A 20,435-nucleotide genomic window follows, 5' to 3' on the forward strand; every position below is an offset into this window, starting at 1 on the left:
GTGCCAATTTGATAAAAATGCATAAGAAATTGGCATCACCCTGATATCATAGACTTTTTAAATGTATGCTCTGCTAAAACCATCACCCCAGTGCCGTCCCCTCTGGGGTCCAATGAAACAGATCCGTACGAGACAAAAGTGGTCCGCCCCGATAAACAAGGGACAGGGTTAAGCCACATTTTTCAGATCATATTATTCTGCCCCATGACGCGTACCGGTATTTTCTCACGGAGAATAAAAGCAGCACTCCGAAGGATACTGAAGTGCTGCCTTTATTAACAATAATTTGAATATTACATAAAATCCATCATTCAAGGTCAAAACGATCAACGTTCATAACTTTTGTCCATGCTGCGACAAAATCCTTAACAAACTTTTCCTTATTGTCATCCTGAGCATAAACTTCGGCATAGGCCCGAAGGATAGAATTGGACCCTAAGACCAGGTCAATTCGTGTCGCCGTCCATTTAACGCTTCCTGTTTTCCTGTCACAGATCTCGTACAGGTTGTTGCCGGCCGGTTTCCACGTGTAATTCATGTCCGTCAGGTTCACGAAAAAATCGTTTGTCAATGCGCCTTCGTTCTGGGTGAACACACCGTGCTTGGTACCGCCATGGTTTGTACCGATAACCCGCATACCGCCGACCAGCACCGTCATCTCATGGGCAGTCAACCCCATCAGTTGCGTGCGGTCAAGCATCATCTCTTCCGCACTAACAACGTAGTCCCTTTTAAGCCAGTTGCGGTAGCCGTCGTGAAGAGGTTCAAGCACCTCAAAGGCTTCGGCATCGGTCATCTCGTCCTTTGCATCCCCCCGGCCTGGAGAAAAGGGAACTGTAACATCAAAGCCGGCAGCCTTAGCAGCCAGTTCAACACCCACATTACCTGCCAGAACGATGACATCGGCCACACTTGCACCGCTTTCTGCCGCAATGCTTTCAAGCACAGACAATACCTTGGTCAAGCGCTCCGGTTCATTTCCTTCCCAGTCTTTTTGAGGGGCGAGACGGATGCGCGCTCCGTTGGCCCCCCCGCGTTTATCCGACCCCCGGAAGGTTCTTGCGCTATCCCAGGCTGTGCAGACCATTTCACTGGTGCTCAGACCGCTGGCAGCAATTTTGTCTTTCAGCGCCTGGACATCGTAATCAGTGGGGCCGGCAGAAACCGGATCCTGCCAGATCAGGTCCTCCCTGGGTACATCAGGACCCAAATAACGAGCCTTCGGCCCCATATCACGGTGTGTCAGTTTGAACCATGCCCGGGCAAACGTTTCGGAGAAGTATTCAGTGTCTTTGTAAAACCGTTCTGATATCTTCCGATATTCAGGGTCCATCTTCATGGCCATATCTGCATCGGTCATGATTGGATTGTATCGGATAGAGGGATCTTCGACGTCTACGGGCTTGTCTTCTTCCTTCATGTCGATAGGTTCCCACTGCCAGGCACCAGCCGGGCTTTTTTTCAATTCCCATTCGTGGTTTAGCAACAGGTGGAAATAACCATTGTCCCATTTTGTTGGATTTGTCGTCCATGCGCCTTCAATACCGCTGGTTACCGTATTGCGACCAATGCCCCGCTTAGTTTTATTGATCCAGCCCAGTCCCTGGTCCTCAACATCAGCGGCTTCGGGTTCAGGTCCGAGAAGTGCGGCATCCCCGTTACCGTGGCATTTTCCCACCGTGTGACCACCTGCGGTAAGAGCAACAGTTTCCTCGTCATTCATGGCCATTCGGGCAAATGTCACGCGTACATCATGGGCTGTTTTGAGCGGGTCCGGGTTGCCATCAACGCCTTCGGGGTTGACATAGATCAGCCCCATCATCACGGCAGCCAGGGGATTTTCCAGGTCACGCTCTCCGGAATATCGGCTATTGGGGCTATCGCTTGTGGCCAGCCATTCTTTTTCTGAGCCCCAGTACGTGTCCTTTTCCGGATGCCAAATATCTTCCCGGCCAAAGGCGAATCCAAACGTCTTCAACCCCATGGATTCGTAGGCGATGGTGCCTGCGTAAGCAATTAAATCAGCCCAACTTAACGAGTTGCCATATTTTTTCTTTATGGGCCAAAGCAGGCGACGTGCTTTGTCCAGGTTCACATTGTCCGGCCACGAATTGATCGGAGCGAAGCGCTGGTTGCCGGTTCCGGCGCCGCCTCGTCCGTCAGCGATGCGATAGGTTCCGGCGGCATGCCAGGACATGCGGATCATAAGGCCGCCATAGTGTCCCCAATCCGCAGGCCACCAGTCCTGGCTGTCCGTCATCATGGCATGCAGGTCTTTTTTCAGGGCAGCCACGTCAAGTTTTTTGAGTTCTTCACGGTAGTTGAAATCCGCTCCCATGGGATTGGTCTTGCAATCGTGCTGATGGAGAATATCAAGATTAAGGGATTTGGGCCACCATTCCATGTTTGATATGCTGCTTGATGTGGCACCACCGTGCATCACAGGACACTTGCCCCCATTGTTTGACTGATTTCCATTCATTTTCAATTTCCTTTTATTGGGTTGAAAAGCATTTTCAATACCTGAGAAATCCAATGGATGGTTCTGGATTTCAAAGCAGATATCAGCCGAAACTTCATTGATCATGCCATCCAGACTCTCACAATCCGGATCAACAATGGTTTTGCATTTTATACAGATAACGCGGGGATGGGGATAAAGTTCACTTGCATCATATTAATCGATCCCATCCGGGAATCCCAATTCGAAAACTTCATCCAGAGATTTTACAAGTACAATAGATCGGTATATCGTAGCAAGGTTAATTTCGAAAATCTTTTTAAAAGAAATTATTATATGCTATAAATTATTACGCTTAAATCGCCCATTCAAAATACCAAAACAGATAACACATAGATTATTTAATCAGCACAACAAAATTTGGAAAGGAGCAAAAAATGGCTGATTGTGAGCTTCTGAAAGGATGTCCATTTTTCAACGATAAAATGAAAGACACTGAAGGACTTGGGGCCATTTATAAAAAAAAATATTGTCTTGGTGACAATCAGCATTGTGCAAGATACATAGTCTTCAAAAAACTTGGGAGGCCGAGCGTACCAGCGAATTTATTTCCCAATCAGATAGACCAAGCAAAAGAAATAATATCTGGTTAATTAACGATTCCATATGAGACGCATGCTACCATATCCGCCAGACAACATCATCTCCCTGCCTGGCCGCCCGTGCCTTTTCCATGTGACGCAAAGAGGCAAATTCTCTTTTTAGATCTTCAAGGGATTTGACTTCTTTGCATTTTGTTAGCAAGGATTCAGGCTTTAGTGGACCTTCCCTAGTTAAAAGATCCAATATCTCTGCCTGTAGCGGGGTAAATTTATTTATGTTACCAGCATGTTTTTCAAAGGTCTTCGCACTGTGAACCGCCCATGGATCGCATGTTTTTAAAGGCGATAGAACCTCCATATAACAATCCTCACACAGAATCTGCCCTAAATGTTCCCTTTTTTCTTTGGGATCGAATTTATTGTTGCATCTATCACAATTCATTGCTCCTCCCATGAAAAATTTTTAAATCGAGTGTTCAAAACATTAAATCAGCAGCAGCCCTTGTCAAGGTTCTATAGGTTCGCATCCTGTTGTATCCGATACCCTGAAATGCTTCAAGTTCCATTGATGCGCCCTATAAAAGTTGACGCAAGGTGTGAGATGAATCGCAACAACTATATCCTGTGCGTTCTGCGAATTCCGGACAGTACCAGAAGGCCGAAACTTAAAAGGGTTATGGTTCCGGGCACCGGAACGGATGACAGGGAAGTCACCGGAACCTGGATCGCCGGAAACAAATTGGTGTCATCAAGAAACCCTAATTGGGCAGGCCCTGAGACCGGGCCCAGAGGTGAAACAAATGAAAAACCGGTGTATGTGGATGAGTTGAGTTCTGCCAATTCCGTCTCTAATTCTGACAGGTGGCCCGCTGTTGCATTTAATGCTTGCTGCAAATCTGCTATCTGGCTGTCTATGCCGCCCAACTGGCGAGAGAGCTCGGCGTACAATGGATTATTTGGATCCATATGGGCAACTATTTCTAAGATATTGTTTCGCTTTGATATAAGCGATTGTAGCTTTATAAAATCCACCTGGGTTTCATTTTTCAATTGAATAATCTGATCATTGATTTCAGTCATGCGCAGGTCTCTGGCATCAAGATCCAGAACAAATCTTAAAATCCATTTTGAGGATTCAAAATCAGCAGCTGAAAGACCGTATTGATAAGGATCATTTAGTGCGGTGTATTCCCATTGACTGAATGGGGTTTGATGCAATTGGGCACTCCAAAACTCTGGCGTCGTGACCTGACCTGTGGTTACGTCAAAATCATCGCCGTTGACCAGTGGCAGCATCCATTGGATTACGGGATTATCCGGTGCATCACTGCCTGACGGCTGAATCTGGTATTCATAGAGGAAGAATCCGGCTCCCGCCGTGACCTGGGAGGAAATCGTGGCACCGAAAAGGAGAGCCGGTGCGGAAAAGAACAATACCAGCAAAGAAACTTTCAACGCATAATGCTTGCTAATAACCATTGATTTAAGGGAATTCAAATTTTTTTCTACTGCCAGACTCATTTTATTCAAAACCGCTCCTCTGCCCATTCATTTCTGACAATTAATGTTCTACAACATGTACCTCAAACTAGTAGAGATGCAGCAAATTACATGCCAAGGACCCCGCGCACTAAATGTCTTGCCCCTGAACGGCCTTCGTTGTTGCGATTTTGCCTGTGTAATATGGAATGCATTGAAAAGTGTTACATTTTTTACCTATATTGGGCAATTTTCCTAATATTCACTTAAAAGCACAAGGTAAATAGCCGGATGGTCAATAATAATATAATTATCCCTCAGGGCATGCCCCCCAAAAACAGTACAATGTGATATGTTAGGATCTCCGAGCTAAAAAGGAGATCAAGATGAAAAAGAAACGCTATTCTGAAGAACAGATCGTCAAAATTCTGCTTGAAGCCGAGAAACAGGAAAGACCTATCGCTGAATTCTGCAAGCTGGGAGGATTCTCCGAGCAAAGCTATTACCGCTGGAAAAAGAAATACGGTGGCATGTCCGTTCCGGATGTAAAGCGGCTGCGAGAGTTGGAGAAGGAGAACGTACGATTAAAAAGGCTCCTGGCTGAACGGGACCTCGAAGTTGATGCTCTAAAGGCGGTGGTCTCAAAAAAGTGGTAAAGGTCCCGGATCGCAGGAAAGCCGTACATACTATGACGGAACGGGGCCTTTCAGAATACAAAGCATGTCTGTTTTTGAAGATAAGTCGGTCAAGCTACAGATACCAAGCAAACCCAAGGGATGACACTGTTTTGGTTATCTGGCTAAGAACATTCTCTGGTAAGTATCCGAGGCATGGGTACCGCCAGGCCCATATGCAGTTGGTCAGATCCGGGATGATCATCAATCATAAGAAAGTCGAGCGGCTCTGGCAGGAACAAGGGCTGTGCGTGCCGAGGGTCAGGCGCAAGAGGCGGCGTGGCAAGGGGACAACGCTGCCAATATCAGCGAAGTATCCCAATCATGTATGGACCTATGATTTCATGGAAGATTCCTGCCTTGAAGGGCAGCGGCTGAGATTTTTAACGGTGGTTGACGAATATACACGAGAAAGCCTGGCAATCCACATTGATACCTCAATACCATCTTCACAGGTGAAAATCGTTTTGCAGATTCTATTTGCAACCCGTGGGGTTCCAACATACATCAGGAGCGATAATGGGCCTGAGTTTATTGCATATAAAATCCAGGACTGGCTCAAAGAGCAAGGGGTGAAAACCAAGTACATTGAGCCAGGCAAACCATGGCAGAATCCTTTTGGAGAAAGCTTTAACAGCCGGTTCAGAGACGAATGTCTGAATCAGGAGGTCTTCTATTCCGTCCCGGATGCCAGGGCAATCATAGAGACGTGGCGCCAGTACTACAACACGAAAAGATTGCATAGCAGCCTGGGATATCAGACACCGGAAAACATTAGAAAGGAATGGGAACAATCTTATATGGGGGCTCTGCCCCCAAGCCCCCGGGGTTTAACGCCTACGGGCCATCCGGATGGGCCAAAGGAAAAGGCCACGCTATGAACATGGCCCATCCGTATTGGCACCTGCCGCAGTGCTCGGGTCGCTCCCCAGCGTTGCCCTATCCCCTGGGCAGGTATTTGAAAAGTAGCAAAGGAAGTGGTACACAACAACAATATTTTGAAAATTCGGAGCCTTCCTAACATTGCGGGTTGTACTAAAGAAGGGGGCAAGTCACTCAGATCATTCTTTCTTCACAGTTTCTTCATAAAGGTGATGGTATCTTACCCGCCTAAGAGAGGTACACATATGAAAAGACGCCTTAAAAGTGAAGATTTGTATAACCCGTCACCGATCAGCAAAACAGTTCCCGACCAGGGACAGCCCCCGATTTACCCAGGTATCCCCCCTGTTTTATCCCAAACAATGGAGAAAAATTTTCAATGATTCCTATAATTTTCAGGTCCCCCAAAACACGGTTTGCCTTGTTGTTCCAGCTGTCCGCAATTTTTCTTACCGGTTTCACCCTGATGAGGGGTATTCTGATGATTCGGGCCTGGCATTTCCTTGATGGCGGGATATCCGACTGGCTTTATATTTTTGGCCAGGGATTGATCTACGACATTGCCTTTATCGGTTATTTTTATATTCCGTTTGTCCTGGCCTTACTGATTCTGCCCAATAAGTGGATGAGCAGCAGAATAACCCGGTATCTGGTCCAGGCCGGGTCATTTCTGATTCTATACGCTTTTGGATTCTGCATGGTTGCCGAATGGTACTTCTGGAGTGAATTCGGTGTCCGGTTCAATTTTATCTCTGTGGACTACCTGGTTTACAGGCGGGAGATCACCGACAATATTTTACAATCCTACCCGGTCTTTTTTATCCTGCCCGTACTTTTCGTCGCCACCGGCCTTGTATTTCATTTTATCCGGCCAGCCATCCTAAGGCCCCTTGTCCTAAAAGAATCCTTTCAAAAAAGGGTGGTCATTTCAGGCCTGCTGATGATCCTGCCACTGGTCTCTTTCTTCCTCATTGACCAGTCCCCGAGAAGCTTTTCCGGCAACAACTATGTGAATGAACTGGCCTCCAACGGCCCATACCAGCTCTTTGCCGCCTTCAGGAACAACCGCCTGGATTACCGGCAGTTTTATGCCACCGGCAATGACCATGACCTCTCCATCCGCTTAAAGAACCAGGTCATGGCGGAAGAGACCGGGGACAGCAAAAATATCTATCAGATCGGCAGATACATAGAGGCGGAAGGGGCTGCAAAAAAGCTGAACGTCATGCTGATTTCCGTGGAAAGCCTCAGCGCAAAATTTCTGACCCGGTTCGGTCAAAACAACGACATCACTCCGTTCATGGACAAATGGTTCAGGCAGGGGATGCTCTTTACCGATTTTTATGCCACCGGTACAAGGACCACCAGGGGGCTGGAAGCCATTACCCTGTCCATCCCGCCCACACCGGGCCGGTCCATTGTCAAGCGTCCGGACAACAGGCGGATGTACAGCCTGGGCAAAGTATTCAAGGATTTGGGCTACGACACGGCCTTTTTGTACGGCGGAAGGGGATTTTTCGACAATATGAATGCCTTTTTCTCAGGGAACGGCTACCGGATTGTGGATCAGCCCCGCCTGAGCAGCAGGGAAATCACATTTGCAAACGCCTGGGGCGCCTGCGACGAAGATATATACAACCGGGCGATCCGGGAAGCCAACCAAACATACAAGGACGGAAAGCCCTTTTTCTTTCACATCATGACCACCAGCAACCACCAGCCATTCACCTTCCCTGCCGGCAAAATCGATCTGGCCCCCGGAGAAGGCAATGGCGGCAGCGGACGGTTGGGCGGGGTGAAATACACCGATTATGCGCTGGGGCAATTGATGGGGCAGGCAAAGGAACAGCCCTGGTTTGATGATACTGTCTTTGTGGTCCTGGCGGACCATTGTGCAGCCAGTGCCGGAAAAGTCGGCCTGCCGGTTGAAAAATACCATATCCCGCTGTTTATCTATTCTCCCAAGTATATCAGTCCCCAAGAAATCCATACCCTCTCCAGCCAGATTGATCTGGCCCCCACCCTGCTGGCGTTGCTGAATATCTCCTATGAGAGTTATTTTTTCGGAAGGGATATCCTGTCTCCCGCCTTCCAGGGCCGTGCCCTGATTGCCAACTACCAGAAGCTGGGATTATTGGAAAACCAGGAATTGCTCTTCCTGTCCCCTGGAAAGCAAATCCACCGGATGGCACTGGAAAATCCGGTCCTTGAAAAGGTCTCCCGGGATTATCCCGGAGTCAGCAACCTGATGGCCTATTACCAGGGCGCGGATTACGTATTTACCCACCGGCTGAACCGGTGGGCCAATGTGTCAGAACACCTGGCACAGGAGCGCCCCCCCTCCCCTGACCAATATATGGAAAACAAGGCCCGTATGAAGCGGGTTATCAAGGCTGCTGGATTTTTTAGTTTATTCTCCGATCAAATTTAAACTTTGTTATTTGGCCGGTATCCGGGTATTCTTAAAACCAGAACACCGCAGATGGAATACGCTTAAAATGAATATATTAATTGTCGACGATGATACAGGGCTGCTGGATCAGTTAAAAACCGCCCTTAAAAGAAAACATTACGGGGTGGACACGGCTGAAAACGGCGAGCAGGCCCTGGACAAGATATTTGACCTGTCCTACGACCTTATCCTTCTGGATATCATGCTTCCCCGCATGGATGGCTTAAGTGTTTTGAAAGCGGTTCGCAGCGCCGGGATGGATATGCCCATACTCATGCTCACGGCAAGAAGCGATGTCCAGGACAGGGTCAAGGGCCTGGACCATGGTGCGGATGATTATCTTGCCAAGCCCTTTTCCATGGCCGAATTGATGGCGAGAATCAGGGCGATGCTCAGAAGAAAAGGGAAACGGACCCCCATTCTCCAGGCGGGCCGGGTCTGTCTGGATACGGTTAAACGAAAAGTCACCCTGGATGGACAGGAAGTGCATTTGACCGCCAAGGAATTTTCCATCCTTGAGTTTCTTTTGCATAACAAGGGCGGTTCCGTATCCCGGTTCAATCTGGCCGAGCATATATGGGGGGAGGAGTTTGACCCCTTTTCAATGTCCAACTATGTGGATGTGCACATCAAAAATCTGAGAAAAAAACTCACGGCCCAGGGAGAGGATCCCATCATCAAAACCATCCGGGGCATCGGGTTCATCATTGACGACCAGATATGAAAATCCGTAAAAAAATAACCCTATGGATTTCCGGTACCTCCCTTTTGTTCACCATCCTGTTCTCATCCATTATTTTCTGGGAATTGACGGATGAGCCATTTAAATTGATCGACAGGGAAATCCAGCATATGGCGGTTGTTCTGGCTGACAGGATAAAGGGCGCCGGGACTTCCGGGGATGAGTTAAACCTGGGCGGCATGCCCTATAGCCCCGACGACTACTGGATCATGGCCAAAGATGAGCAGAGCCAGGTGCTATACCGGTCAAAACTCACTGAGTTTACGGATCTTTTCGCCCCCAATGAAAAATCCCGGTACCTGATCGAAAAAAATATTCCAAGATCGAAAATCTGGCTGAAGCAGGACAGCAAGGATGACGTGCTGTTCAGGGTAATGGTGGTCCGTGAGCAGATAGACGGTAAAAATATAGAAATCCGTATTGCAAAACCCATTGAAGACCTCGAAGAAGAGCTGATTGAGCTGGTCATTGATATTGGGATCAGCCTTTCTATTTGTGCGCTGTTCATTTTCATTTTAAGCTATGTACTGGCCGGCCGGATCTTAAAGCCGGTTTCAGCCATTATCAAACAATCCAGGGACATCAGCGATAAATCCCTGGACCAAAGAATCCCCCTGGGGAAAACCCGGGATGAACTCTATGAACTGTCTGTGGCATTGAACAAGATGTTTGACAGGATCCAGCACTCATTCAACCGCCAGAAAGAGTTTATTGGGAATGCCTCCCATGAACTGAAGAGTCCGATCACCCTTTTGATGCTGGCCCAGGAAGACTTGCTCATGAGTGAAGAACTGTCGCCGTCAGCAGAAAACAATTTGATCAAACAGCTTGAGACAAGCCGCCGCATGGGGCATCTGGTGAAAAACCTGCTGGATCTTTCCAGGATGGAACAGCAGGACATCCTGCACACAAAATCAGTTAATCTGACCGGCCTGTTAGACCGGGTGCTTGATGATTATGCGGATGTGATCAGCGAAAAGCAGATCACCATCCAGAACCGGATGGAAGCCCCCTGCCGGGTTATGGGTGATCCGGAAAAACTATTCCGGCTCTTTGTCAATCTCATTGACAATGCCATCCGGTACAACCTGACCAGCCGGGGAACCATAAAAATCATGGCGGAGAGATCCGATGACGATGTTTGCATTGAAATTTTAAACCCAGGCCGGAAAATTCCGGAACAGGACCTTCCCAGATTATTTGACCAGTTTTACCGGGTTGAAAAATCCAGATCCCAGGCCCTTGGGGGATCCGGACTGGGCCTTACCATCGTCAAAAAGATTGTCACCCTTCACAATGGCAGAATAACCATTAGCAATGCGCCGGATCAGATGATACGAACAAGTGTCCGGCTGCCTGCAGATGGATGAACGGTTTTAATAAAATCGCCATAGCGCATTAAAGACTCCGATTTCCCTCAGTCCTTCTATGACTTCAATAATCCCTGCTATCCATACAAACCACAGGGCACTGAAAATATGAATCCGATAAACCAGGGGATTTACCTGATAGGCTTCAGGTTCTTCAAATGATGACATCCTGGGGAAAAAAGCGGGTATTTTCCGGGTGTATTGTTCAAAGGCATATCCGAAAATCGATTTAAGTCTTTTTTCTTCACTTTTTATCACAAAAGGATAATAGCCCGAAAATAAGAGGGCAAAAAGAAAGGGGAATGTCAGGGTTTCCGTGCAAAACCCAATGCCCATAACACCGAGCATGCTGAAAAAATAAAGGGGATTTCTACACAGAGAATAGGGCCCCTGGGTAATCAATTGTTCATCTTTGTACCCGGCGATGTAAAGGGAACACCACATCCGGCCCAAGGAGGCAATCCCAACCAAAAAAATACCGACAACAAACAATACAAAGGTCAATATTTCATTTTCCGTTTCCCAGCGGCTTTTACTGGTCACCACAAAAAACAAAACGATAAATGCCGCTATTCTCGAAATCAGTATCCTGTGTTTTTCCACGTGTAAAGCCATTTTGCAATTTACTCCTAGTTGTGAATATCTTTCGTTCCTGCAATCTCAAGGTTCTTTCCCTGCTGCAGATCAGCCAGTATCTTATAGCAGTGATGATGAAGAAACCATGAAGAGAGAAAGACTCATCAGCCCCTGGCCGGCGGGCAATAACCGGCAAGGGCTTTCCCCCCAATTATGGAGAAAATATGTAGAATTCCTTACCGGCTTGCATTTTTAAAGGGCGCTGATACCATAACCCCATCAAGGATGATCAGTTTGTATGCCCAGCCGGCGAAATCTGCCGTTTCACCCCCGGTGATCAAAGAAGGGCGCCAATGGCAATCAATGCTTTTCCGGGGCATTCCGCCATAATTGCCCTGGGTAACCCTTTAAAAAAGGAGTACAAAATGAACATTCAGGGAATGGGACGATCTTTTTATTCCGCCATCTACCAGGGATCGGCAGGCCTGGCAGCAAGCCAGGCCAGTTCGAACTTTGACGCGGCCACCATCATGGAAGAGGAAGATACCAACGAGGACGGCTTTCTCACCATTGACGAAACCCGCCTGACCGAAGAGATGTTTGCATCTGCAGACACGGATTCGGACGACCAGCTATCCTCTGAAGAACTGGAAGAAATGCTCACCGCCATGCCGTCCATGATAACCGGCGGTGGGATGGGACAGGGTCCGCCCCCCATGGGCGGGATGGGGGCCGGCCCCATGAACGGTTCCGGTCCCGGCATGGGGCCTGGGATGGGATCAGGCATGGAACCGCCCGATGCCGCCTCCATTTTTGAGGCAGAGGATACAGACGACAGCGGCACCATCAGCAGTGATGAGTCTGCCCTGCCAGAAGACGTATTTTCAAGTTTGGATACCGACGGTGACGGCGAGATCTCAATGGAAGAATTGGAAGCAGCCATCTCCGAGAAGCAGGACGAAATGGCCGGTTTCCAACCCACCATGGCCAGTTTGTCAACCACCCAGCAGGATGCACTTGCAGCCTACCAGCAGGCCATGGAAACATTCATGACCGATTATACCGACGGCCAATACACCGGCAGCAATCTGAACGAATTCCTTGAAATTGTTGCTTAACCCGCCCCAGCAGTATTCCATCTCCACCGAACCGGGGGAGCGGCAGTGAGCCGTTCCCCCTCCTTGCCCGTTCGCAATTATGAAGAAATGTTGTGGATTGGCCTAGAGACTTGATATTTTTCCGGCGGAATATTACATGATTACGCCATATGAAATTATTCCACAAAATATTTTTGGTTTACCTTTTGGTCTCCTTTATCCTAATTGTTTCGGTGTTCGGGGCCATGAAATTCACGGCTGGGCGTTATTTTAAGGAGATGGAGGAGAAGACCGAAAGGGAAATGTTCACCGTCCTTTCCCATATACTGGCTGAGGACTTTCGGGAAAAGGGCAGTTGGCAGCGGTTTCAAAAGGATCCCCGCGCCTTTAACCGTCTGGTCAGGCAGGCGCTCCACGGCCTTGATCCCATTCTTGAACAACCGCCGCCCCAGGGTTCTCCCGGGCCTCCCCCCCTGCCGTCCCGGCCGCCCAAGCCCCCTTTCCGCCCCCATATCCGGGTGACGCTTTTTGACCTGGGACGGACCCGGGTTGCCGGCCCACCGCCGCCAGCAGATATGGGCGGCCTGAACTATAAACCCATCCTGGTGGATGAAACCGTTGTCGGCTTCATCGGGTTCAGGAAGATGGACCGGCCGCCCGGCCGCCTTGGCCCGCCCCTGAAAGAAAAACTTGAGACGCTGTATATTATCGGGGCCATTTTATTCATACTTGCCGGCATTGTGGCCTATGTGCTGTCCAGGCAGATTCTTTCCCCGGTGGAACAACTGGCCCGGGGCACCCGTGCCCTGACCCGGTTTAAATTCAATACGCGGATCAAGGTAAAAACCAAGGACGAACTGGGGCTGCTGGCATCGGATTTCAACCGCATGGCCCTCACCCTTGAACGGTACGAATCATTGCGGAAACAGTGGATGACGGATATTTCCCACGAACTGAGAACCCCCTTATCCGTGCTGAAAGGGGAAATCGAAGCCCTGCAGGACGGGATAAGGGAACCCGATCCTGTGAATATGAATTCCCTCCATTCCGAGGTGGTGTACCTGGAAACCATCGTAAACGACCTTCACCGCCTCTCCATGGCAGAAGCCGGCACACTGGGCATGCAACGCAAGCCGATAATGCCGGTGGGGATCCTTGCATCCGTAATGCAAACCTTTGACAACCGGCTTCAATCGGCCCGGCTCACGCCGGAAATCACCCTCCGCCACAAGGATATTGTCATTGAAGGAGACGGGATAAAGCTCAAACAATTGTTCTCCAATATCATTGAAAACAATATCCACTATACCCGGCGGCCGGGAACCGTCCGCGTGCAGGACAGGCTTGACGGGGACACCCTGAACCTCGTAATAGAAGATACAGGCCCCGGTGTTCCCCATGAAAGCCTGGATAAAATATTTGACCGCCTCTACCGGGTGGACCCTTCAAGATCAGGGAACAGGGTTTCAGGAAGGGGATCGGGCCTGGGTCTTGCCATCTGTATGGCCGTGGCCAGGGGACACGGCGGGGATATCTGCGCCGACATCAACGAAAAAGGCGGGCTGAGGCTGACCATCCGGCTGCCCGTATCCTGATTATGCCGACACCAGAAAGAAATAAAAAACAGACCATCCTCATTGTTGAAGATGAAAAAAAAATCGCAGCATTGCTGTCGGAATACTTCACCGCCAGCGGCTTTCTCCCGGTGGTGCTCGGACGGGGTGATTTGGTGCCCGCCCTGGTACGGGAAGCGCCTCCGGATCTTATCATTCTGGACATCATGCTCCCGGGTATGGACGGTATCACCCTGTGCAAAAAGCTGAGGACCCAATGGGAGATTCCCATTATCATGGTCACCGCCAAAATTGAGGAGGCCGATATCCTTCTGGGCCTGGAGTTGGGGGCGGACGATTATATCTGCAAGCCCTTCAGCCCCAGAGAGGTGGTGGCCAGGGCAAAAACCGTCCTGCGCCGAAGCGGCAGTGCGCCGGAGCCTGAAGAAACCAGTGTCGGCGGCATTCACCTCCGGCATGCGTCACGGGAAATCAGGATTAACGAACACACCCTGCCCCTGACCCGCAACGAATACGGCATCTTAAACCTGTTGATGAAAGCCCCGGGCCGGGTCTGCTCACGGGAAGAGCTGATAAAATCCGTCCAGGGGTATGAATCCGGAGAGTACAAGAGAACCATTGATACCCACATAAAAAACCTGAGGAAAAAGCTTGCCTCTGCCCTTCCCCGGGCCAAGGTCATTCTTTCCGTTTACGGTGTGGGGTATAAATTCAACCCGAACTGCCGGCCGTAGACATCCATTTCCAGATCCGTATTTATAACCCGGCCGCGATAATGACGCCGCCCCTTTGAGCGGCCCCGCCGTGCCCCCTGTTGTCTATCCCGGGGCTACTCCCCCATGATCCGGTAGGCGTTGCCCGCTTCAAGGCAGGTGAGCCTACCGTCGGTCTCCCGGTCCAGGCGGGCGATGGCATAATCGCAGATATCGTGGGAAGAAAGATAGATCTCCTTTGTCCCGGCCCGATTCAGGGCGGCCACGGCCCGGTCAACATCCTGGTCCGAAATCCGCTGCCAGGGGGGCTTGCCCGTCCCCCAGATCATCTGCACCTGAAGGCCCGGCTTTTTCAGGGGGCTCTCTGTTACGGGAAGATGAAGCCCGCCCACCACTGCATACACCGGCTCATCGGTCAAATGACGGGCCATTTCAAGGATGGTCTCTATGGTTGGATGGCCGCAGCCGGTGATAACAACCAGCCCCTTTCCTTTGATCCTTGCCAGCAAAGCCTGCTCCAGGGTGGGGCCCATGAGAAAAAGGCTTCTGGCCAAAGGGCCGGTGGTGGCCATTCCTGCGGGCAGCAGGCCCGGTTTATCCATCCGGCAGATATCAAAGTCGTCGGATGCGGTTACATCGGGCACATAACAGGGGCGCCCCTTCAGGGGCCGGCATCCTGAAGGCAGGGGAATGCGGTTCTGCTTGAAGGGGGTGAATCCCCCCATATGGTCGGGATGAAGGTGGGAGATGACCAGGGCCTCGGCCATTGACAGATCCACGCCGGTTTTCTCAATATTTTGTTCCAGGGCCGGATCCTCATCGCCGTAACCCAGGTCAAAAAGGAGGCTGCCCTGATCGGTTTCCAGAAAATAACTGACGCCCGGGGCATGACCGAACCCCGCTCTATGGCGGTGTTCCACCAGAATGGTCATCTCCAGGTAATCCAGCTCTGGAAGGGCCAGTGGAAGGGCCTGGGACATCAATTGGCGGTTGGCGGTTCGGGCATGTTCAATGTTTTGGCTGAACCGCCTGGATTTCATTATGAGCATCAAGACCAGCAGCGGACTGGCAACGGCCAGGGCCGGCCACCACATGGGAGAAATTCTGTATTTCATCCTGCCTCCTTATCTGTTTGGAAAAGAACCTGATGAAATTGAGATATCAGAATTCAGACCCAAAAGAAATCTTCTTTTGCGGTCCGGTCCATGGCGGCGGCCTGAAGGCCTTTTGGAGCCGGACAAAGCGTCCGGCTCCGATGGTTTAACCCCCTAGATTAGAAATCCCGGAACCCGTCCTCCCCATCCAGGGGGATGACCTGCTCCGGCCGGACTTCATTTTTAGTGAGCGCCAGGCGCTTCCTGCTGCCGGCACTCCTGGAGCCGTCCTGGGCCTGGTAGGGTATGGCCGGTCTTTTCTGCTGGGAAAGGGACAGGGGCGCAGAATCAACCTCTTTCCCGGAGACCAGAGCGACCAGATCACCCACAAATCCCCGGAGCTGTTCAGCCTGGGCATTCATCTCCTCGGAGGCGGATGCGGACTCCTCTGCATTGGCGGCATTGTGCTGGACCACCTTGTCCATTTCGCTGATTGAGATGTTGACCTGACCGATGCCCTCAGCCTGTTCTTTGGATGCTTCGGAAATTTCCCCGAGCAGTTCACCCACCTTATCGGAATTTTCCGCCACTTTTTCAAAGGCGGCATTGGTGGTGGCCACCAGTTCACTGCCCTGGCCCACTTTTTTTACCACCCCTTCAATAAGGATTTCAGTGTCCTTGGCCGCATCGGCCGCACGCAGGGCCAGGCTACGGACTTCATCGGCAACGACGGCAAACCCGGCGCCGGCATCCCCGGCCCGTGCCGCTTCAACCGCCGCATTCAGGGCCAGCAGGTTGGTCTGGAAGGCAATTTCATCTATGGTTTTGATGATTTTTGAGGTTTCTTCGCTGGCCTTTGAAATATCAGCCATGGAGCTGGACAACCGGGTCATGGAGGTATTGGCTTCGGCAACCACCTGGTTGGCAGTCTTCATCAATGTATCGGCATGCTGTGAGTTATCGGCATTCCGGTTGGTCATGGCGGCCATTTCGTCTATTGAAGAAGAGGTCTCTTCTATGGCGGCCGCCTGCTGGGAAGCGCCCTCTGCAAGGGCCTGGCTGGATGAAGATATCTGGCCGGCGGCAGAGGCCACCTGGCATGCCCCGTCTTCCAGCCCGGAAATAATCCGGTTGATGGGGTTGACAATGGACCGGGTAATTAAAAAAAGCAGCACTGAAATCAGGGCGATGCCGGTGAAGGAAATCACGGCGCTGATATTCCGGATCTGGTAAATGGGTTTGAACAATTCCTCGTTATTGGCCGTTGATGCAATGATCCATCCCGTTTTCCGTTCCTGGGCAAAGGCGACGACTTTATCAACATCCTGGAACGTATATTTTATGAGGCCGGTTCCCATGCCCAGCATTTTCCTGCCGAATTCATACCGGCTCAAATCCAGATTCAGTATTTTGGATTTATCCGGATAGGCAATTACCTTGCCGTCTTTATTCATCACATAGACATACCCGGTTTCTCCGACTTTTTCAGTATCAATGAATTCCCGGGCAAAGGCATTCATTTCAATGACGCTCAAAAGGATGCCTTTAATCCTGTTATTCTGGTTGACCGGAGACGCAATGACAAATACCGGGTTGCCCGAGGACTTGCTTTTTATTACATCGGAGATGGCGATATTGCCTGCCATGGCGGCCTGGAAATATCCCCTGTTAGACACATTCATCTTTCCAATGTCGTTTTTCGCTGAAGAGGCAATGATGTTTCCATCGGTCCCGGCCAGGGCGATGGATTCAAAAAGCCCGCTGGCACCGGTGATATTTGCCAGCCTTAGATTTGCCACGTTCACGGCGGCACTCCCTTCCGGAGATAAGAATGCGGTTTTGAAAATCTCTTCCTGTGCAAAATTACGGATATCGTTTTTCCGTTCATCAATCCAGCTGGATACATGTTTGGAAACCGAGGAAGATACATATTTGACCTGCTCACCGGTCATATGTTCCAGAGCGGCACTTGACTTTGAATAAGATACCACTGAAATGACTGCCAGACACGTGACCGCCGCTGAAATAGTGGGAATCAGAAATTTCTTCTTTAAACTGAGTTTCATTTTTAGTTTTCCCTGTTCCTTACTTAAGTAGTTTTGGGTATTTGACGCCGGCTCTGCCGTCACCGGGCAGAGCCTAAAAAATCTCCTGAATTATAGACTGCCAGCTTATCCCGGTATGGAATTCGGACCTTCGAAGTTACGCCCTTAATTTTCGCCGTATCACGGGAACTTGCGGCAAATCTGTTCAAAAACAGCAGACGCCCAGCGGCCGGGGTGGTCAGGGTCGCATGGACGTCTCCGATTTATCCTGCTTAACCGATGTATGTTCGCGGTTTATTAGATCATGGTTACCTTTTTCCAATTCCTGCGAACATTTTAGGATTCATGGTTATCACACTAACGCCTGGTTTTTAAAGCTTAAAATATGATATTCAGAGCAATTTAAATGCCAGGTTTCAGTCCAGAAAGACCCAAAACCATACAAGCCATTGATTTATTGGAAAAAAAAGAACAACTGAAAAAAAGATATAAAATACAGCAACGGCCTTGGGCCGGGACAAATTGTCCCGGCCCAAGGCCGTCTCCGGGGATAAAGAAAGGCCGGGGCCGCCTGAGAAAGGCATTGTGACCCATTGTCCCGGGGTGGGGCAATGGGTCACACCCATTACAGCCCAAGGCGTGAGATTTTTCTGTGAAGGGAACGGCGGTCTATCCCCAGGGCCTTGGCAGCCTGCGATTTATTGCCCTGGGTCCGGGAAAGCTCGGTTGTGATAATTCTGCGCTCATAGGCATTGAGCATGGCGTTTAAATTTGTCTCCCCGGCAGCGGTATCATTTCCAGCGCCAGGCACGGCAGTGGTCCCCGCGAACTCAACCTGGTCAAATGCCAGGTACCTGGAAATTGTATTCTGCAGTTCCCTGATATTTCCCGGCCACTCATGGGTCATGAATTTTTCAATGGCCTCATCGGGAATCCGCCGCCGATGCTCCGGCATGTCCATCTTCCGGGTAAAATGATAGACCAACAGCGGGATATCCTCTTTGCGTTCCCTGAGAGGGGGCAGGTGGATGGGGATAATATGGATCCTGTAATAAAAATCCTCCCGGATCTTTCCCGCTGCCACCATGGTCTTAAGGTCGCGGTTGGTGGCGGCGATGATACGCACATCAGCTTGTTTGCTGCCGGTGCCTCCCACAGGAGTAAAGCCGTATCCCTCTATGACCCGCAGCAGTTTCACCTGCAGTTTCAACGGTATCTCGCCGATTTCATCCAGAAAAAGGGTGCCCTTGTGGGCACTTTGGAAAAGGCCGATCTTAGCCATCTCCGCACCGGTGAACGCCCCCTTTTCATGGCCGAAGAACTCGCTTTCTGCCAGATTCTCCGGAATGGCCCCGCAGTTCACGGTGATAAACGGCCCCTTTTTCCTCTCGCTGAGATCATGGATGGACCGGGCGACAAGCTCCTTGCCGGTGCCGGACTCCCCGTAGATGATGACATTCTCGTCAATGGGGACGGCCCCGATCATTTTTTCATACACCCGCTGCATCCTTTCGCTGGTCCCCACCAGGTGGGCCAGGCCGTAAGGGTGCATATGCCGGGAATGCAGCAACCGGTTTTCCTTTTTCAGGCGCAGGGCCTTTTTCCGTTCAAGGCGCCGCTTTTCCCGCTGCAGGGTAATATCCCTCAGGGTAATCAACAGGCCTTTTTTCTTTTTCAATTCAACGGGCCTGAACCGGGCCTCCGTCCATATCCTGCTGCCCCTGCCGTCACGGCAGCAGATTTCCATGTCTTCATGGCCGGCCCCTTTTTCCAACCGCTCGACAATCCTGCGGTAGGTCTTTTTGTGGTCACCATGGATTATATCCCCCGGCCCCATACGGTAGAGTGTTTCCGTTTCCATCTTAAGGATATGAAGCGCTGCAGGATTGGCATAGACGATTTCATGGTCGTATCCCACAATCACCCCTTCTTGAATGATATCGGCCAGCATTTTGTAAAGCGCCCGGCTGGTCAATTTTTCCACAGCGGCCTTGAGCTGGCCGATGAGGTCGTCCTTTTCCTTTTCGAGAAGCTTTCGCTCCGTGATATCCCGGATCTGTTCGACAATATGGGTCACCCCGCCCGAGGCATCCAGTATGGGGTTGGACCGGCAGATGAGGTGGCGGCCCAGTTCAGGTATAAACCGTTCAACGGTTTCGATCTTTTTGCTTTTCAGGGCAAGCAGGGTGGCGCAGTCCTTACAGGGCGCAGTCCGTCCGATCAAAGAATAACAAGGCATACCCACGATCTCTTTTTCAGTTTTTCCCAACGCATCATATCCGGCCCGGTTATATCGGATCATGGTCTGGTCAGGATTTTGTATCCCGATCACATCGGGTATGCCGTTTAATACGCCTTCAAGGATACGGTTGGCCTCTTCCAGGGCATGGATCTTCCCCTGGTCTTCCATGGCTATTTTTTCCAGTTCGAGAATCCGCTTCTCAAGCCCGGCAAATATCGCTCTGTCTTCCATGGTTTTCCCGCCGTTTTTTAAATCGCTGTATTTATTTCCGGCCAAGGCTGCCGGAGAGGATAATACCAACCATACTTCAAAACCAGTGATTTATCAAATGCTCCGGGATCTTGTTTTGACTTTAGATCCCCATATTTTTCTGTTACCTTGAGGATAGGCATTTTCGTTTAAGACGGCGGCCCATCAAAATTTTCAGCCTTA

Annotated in this window: 16 protein-coding genes; 9 read left to right on the forward strand and 7 right to left on the reverse strand. The window is 50.3% G+C overall.

Annotation, left to right across the window (positions count from 1 at the left end):
* Positions 1-307 precede the first annotated feature (307 nt).
* Positions 308-2,482 carry a catalase/peroxidase HPI gene (katG, locus tag HUN04_01450; protein ID WDP93124.1) on the reverse strand — a complete coding sequence of 725 codons (2,175 nt, stop codon included), beginning with the start codon at positions 2,480-2,482 and terminating at the stop codon, positions 308-310.
* Between the two features lie 416 nt (positions 2,483-2,898).
* Here katG and HUN04_01455 point away from each other — a divergent pair, with 416 nt between their 5' ends.
* Positions 2,899-3,114: a hypothetical protein gene (locus HUN04_01455; GenBank protein ID WDP88477.1), complete on the forward strand. Its 216-nt coding sequence runs from the start codon at positions 2,899-2,901 to the stop codon at positions 3,112-3,114.
* Positions 3,115-3,139: 25 nt separating this feature from the next.
* Here HUN04_01455 and HUN04_01460 read toward each other — a convergent pair whose 3' ends face one another.
* The gene (locus HUN04_01460) at positions 3,140-3,505 is read right to left on the reverse strand and encodes a hypothetical protein (GenBank protein ID WDP88478.1); all 366 of its coding nucleotides are present in this window, start codon (positions 3,503-3,505) and stop codon (positions 3,140-3,142) included.
* Positions 3,506-3,678: 173 nt separating this feature from the next.
* Positions 3,679-4,584, reverse strand: coding sequence for a hypothetical protein (locus HUN04_01465; GenBank protein WDP88479.1), 906 nt, complete (start codon positions 4,582-4,584; stop codon positions 3,679-3,681).
* Positions 4,585-4,928: 344 nt separating this feature from the next.
* On the opposite strand from HUN04_01465, the gene HUN04_01470 reads away from it, so the two are divergent.
* The 5 genes from HUN04_01470 to HUN04_01490 all read left to right on the forward strand — a co-directional run bounded on the left by HUN04_01470 (position 4,929) and on the right by HUN04_01490 (position 10,662).
* Positions 4,929-5,198: a transposase gene (locus tag HUN04_01470; GenBank protein WDP88480.1), complete on the forward strand. Its 270-nt coding sequence runs from the start codon at positions 4,929-4,931 to the stop codon at positions 5,196-5,198.
* Positions 5,199-5,230: 32 nt separating this feature from the next.
* Entirely contained in the window at positions 5,231-6,097 is an 867-nt protein-coding gene (locus tag HUN04_01475) for an IS3 family transposase (GenBank protein WDP88481.1), read from the forward strand.
* A gap of 380 nt (positions 6,098-6,477) precedes the next feature.
* Positions 6,478-8,529, forward strand: a complete 2,052-nt coding sequence (locus HUN04_01480) for a sulfatase-like hydrolase/transferase (protein ID WDP88482.1) — start codon at positions 6,478-6,480, stop codon at positions 8,527-8,529.
* 67 nt (positions 8,530-8,596) lie between these two features.
* A complete protein-coding gene (locus HUN04_01485) occupies positions 8,597-9,274 on the forward strand; it encodes a response regulator transcription factor (GenBank protein ID WDP88483.1) in 678 nt (225 codons plus the stop codon).
* Positions 9,271-10,662: a HAMP domain-containing histidine kinase gene (locus tag HUN04_01490; protein ID WDP88484.1), complete on the forward strand. Its 1,392-nt coding sequence runs from the start codon at positions 9,271-9,273 to the stop codon at positions 10,660-10,662. The genes HUN04_01485 and HUN04_01490 overlap by 4 nt, the downstream gene beginning before the upstream one ends.
* A 6-nt stretch (positions 10,663-10,668) precedes the next feature.
* On the opposite strand, the gene HUN04_01495 is transcribed toward HUN04_01490, so the two are convergent.
* Positions 10,669-11,277, reverse strand: coding sequence for an isoprenylcysteine carboxylmethyltransferase family protein (locus HUN04_01495; protein ID WDP88485.1), 609 nt, complete (start codon positions 11,275-11,277; stop codon positions 10,669-10,671).
* A gap of 656 nt (positions 11,278-11,933) precedes the next feature.
* On the opposite strand from HUN04_01495, the gene HUN04_01500 reads away from it, so the two are divergent.
* From HUN04_01500 to HUN04_01510, 3 genes are all read left to right on the forward strand, one after another.
* Entirely contained in the window at positions 11,934-12,356 is a 423-nt protein-coding gene (locus tag HUN04_01500) for a hypothetical protein (GenBank protein ID WDP93125.1), read from the forward strand.
* Between the two features lie 149 nt (positions 12,357-12,505).
* Positions 12,506-13,930, forward strand: coding sequence for a HAMP domain-containing protein (locus tag HUN04_01505; GenBank protein ID WDP88486.1), 1,425 nt, complete (start codon positions 12,506-12,508; stop codon positions 13,928-13,930).
* A 2-nt stretch (positions 13,931-13,932) separates the two neighbouring features.
* A complete protein-coding gene (locus HUN04_01510; GenBank protein ID WDP88487.1) occupies positions 13,933-14,643 on the forward strand; it encodes a response regulator in 711 nt (236 codons plus the stop codon).
* A gap of 95 nt (positions 14,644-14,738) precedes the next feature.
* Here HUN04_01510 and HUN04_01515 read toward each other — a convergent pair whose 3' ends face one another.
* The 3 genes from HUN04_01515 to HUN04_01525 form a co-directional block, all read right to left on the reverse strand.
* Complete coding sequence (locus HUN04_01515; GenBank protein WDP88488.1) at positions 14,739-15,737, reverse strand: MBL fold metallo-hydrolase; 999 nt, start codon at positions 15,735-15,737, stop codon at positions 14,739-14,741.
* Between the two features lie 158 nt (positions 15,738-15,895).
* The gene (locus tag HUN04_01520) at positions 15,896-17,782 is read right to left on the reverse strand and encodes a Cache 3/Cache 2 fusion domain-containing protein (GenBank protein ID WDP88489.1); all 1,887 of its coding nucleotides are present in this window, start codon (positions 17,780-17,782) and stop codon (positions 15,896-15,898) included.
* A 604-nt stretch (positions 17,783-18,386) separates the two neighbouring features.
* Positions 18,387-20,234, reverse strand: coding sequence for a sigma 54-interacting transcriptional regulator (locus tag HUN04_01525; protein ID WDP88490.1), 1,848 nt, complete (start codon positions 20,232-20,234; stop codon positions 18,387-18,389).
* Between the last annotated feature and the right edge of the window lie 201 nt (positions 20,235-20,435).

Source organism: Desulfobacter sp. (genome assembly GCA_028768525.1).
Lineage (GTDB): Bacteria > Desulfobacterota > Desulfobacteria > Desulfobacterales > Desulfobacteraceae > Desulfobacter.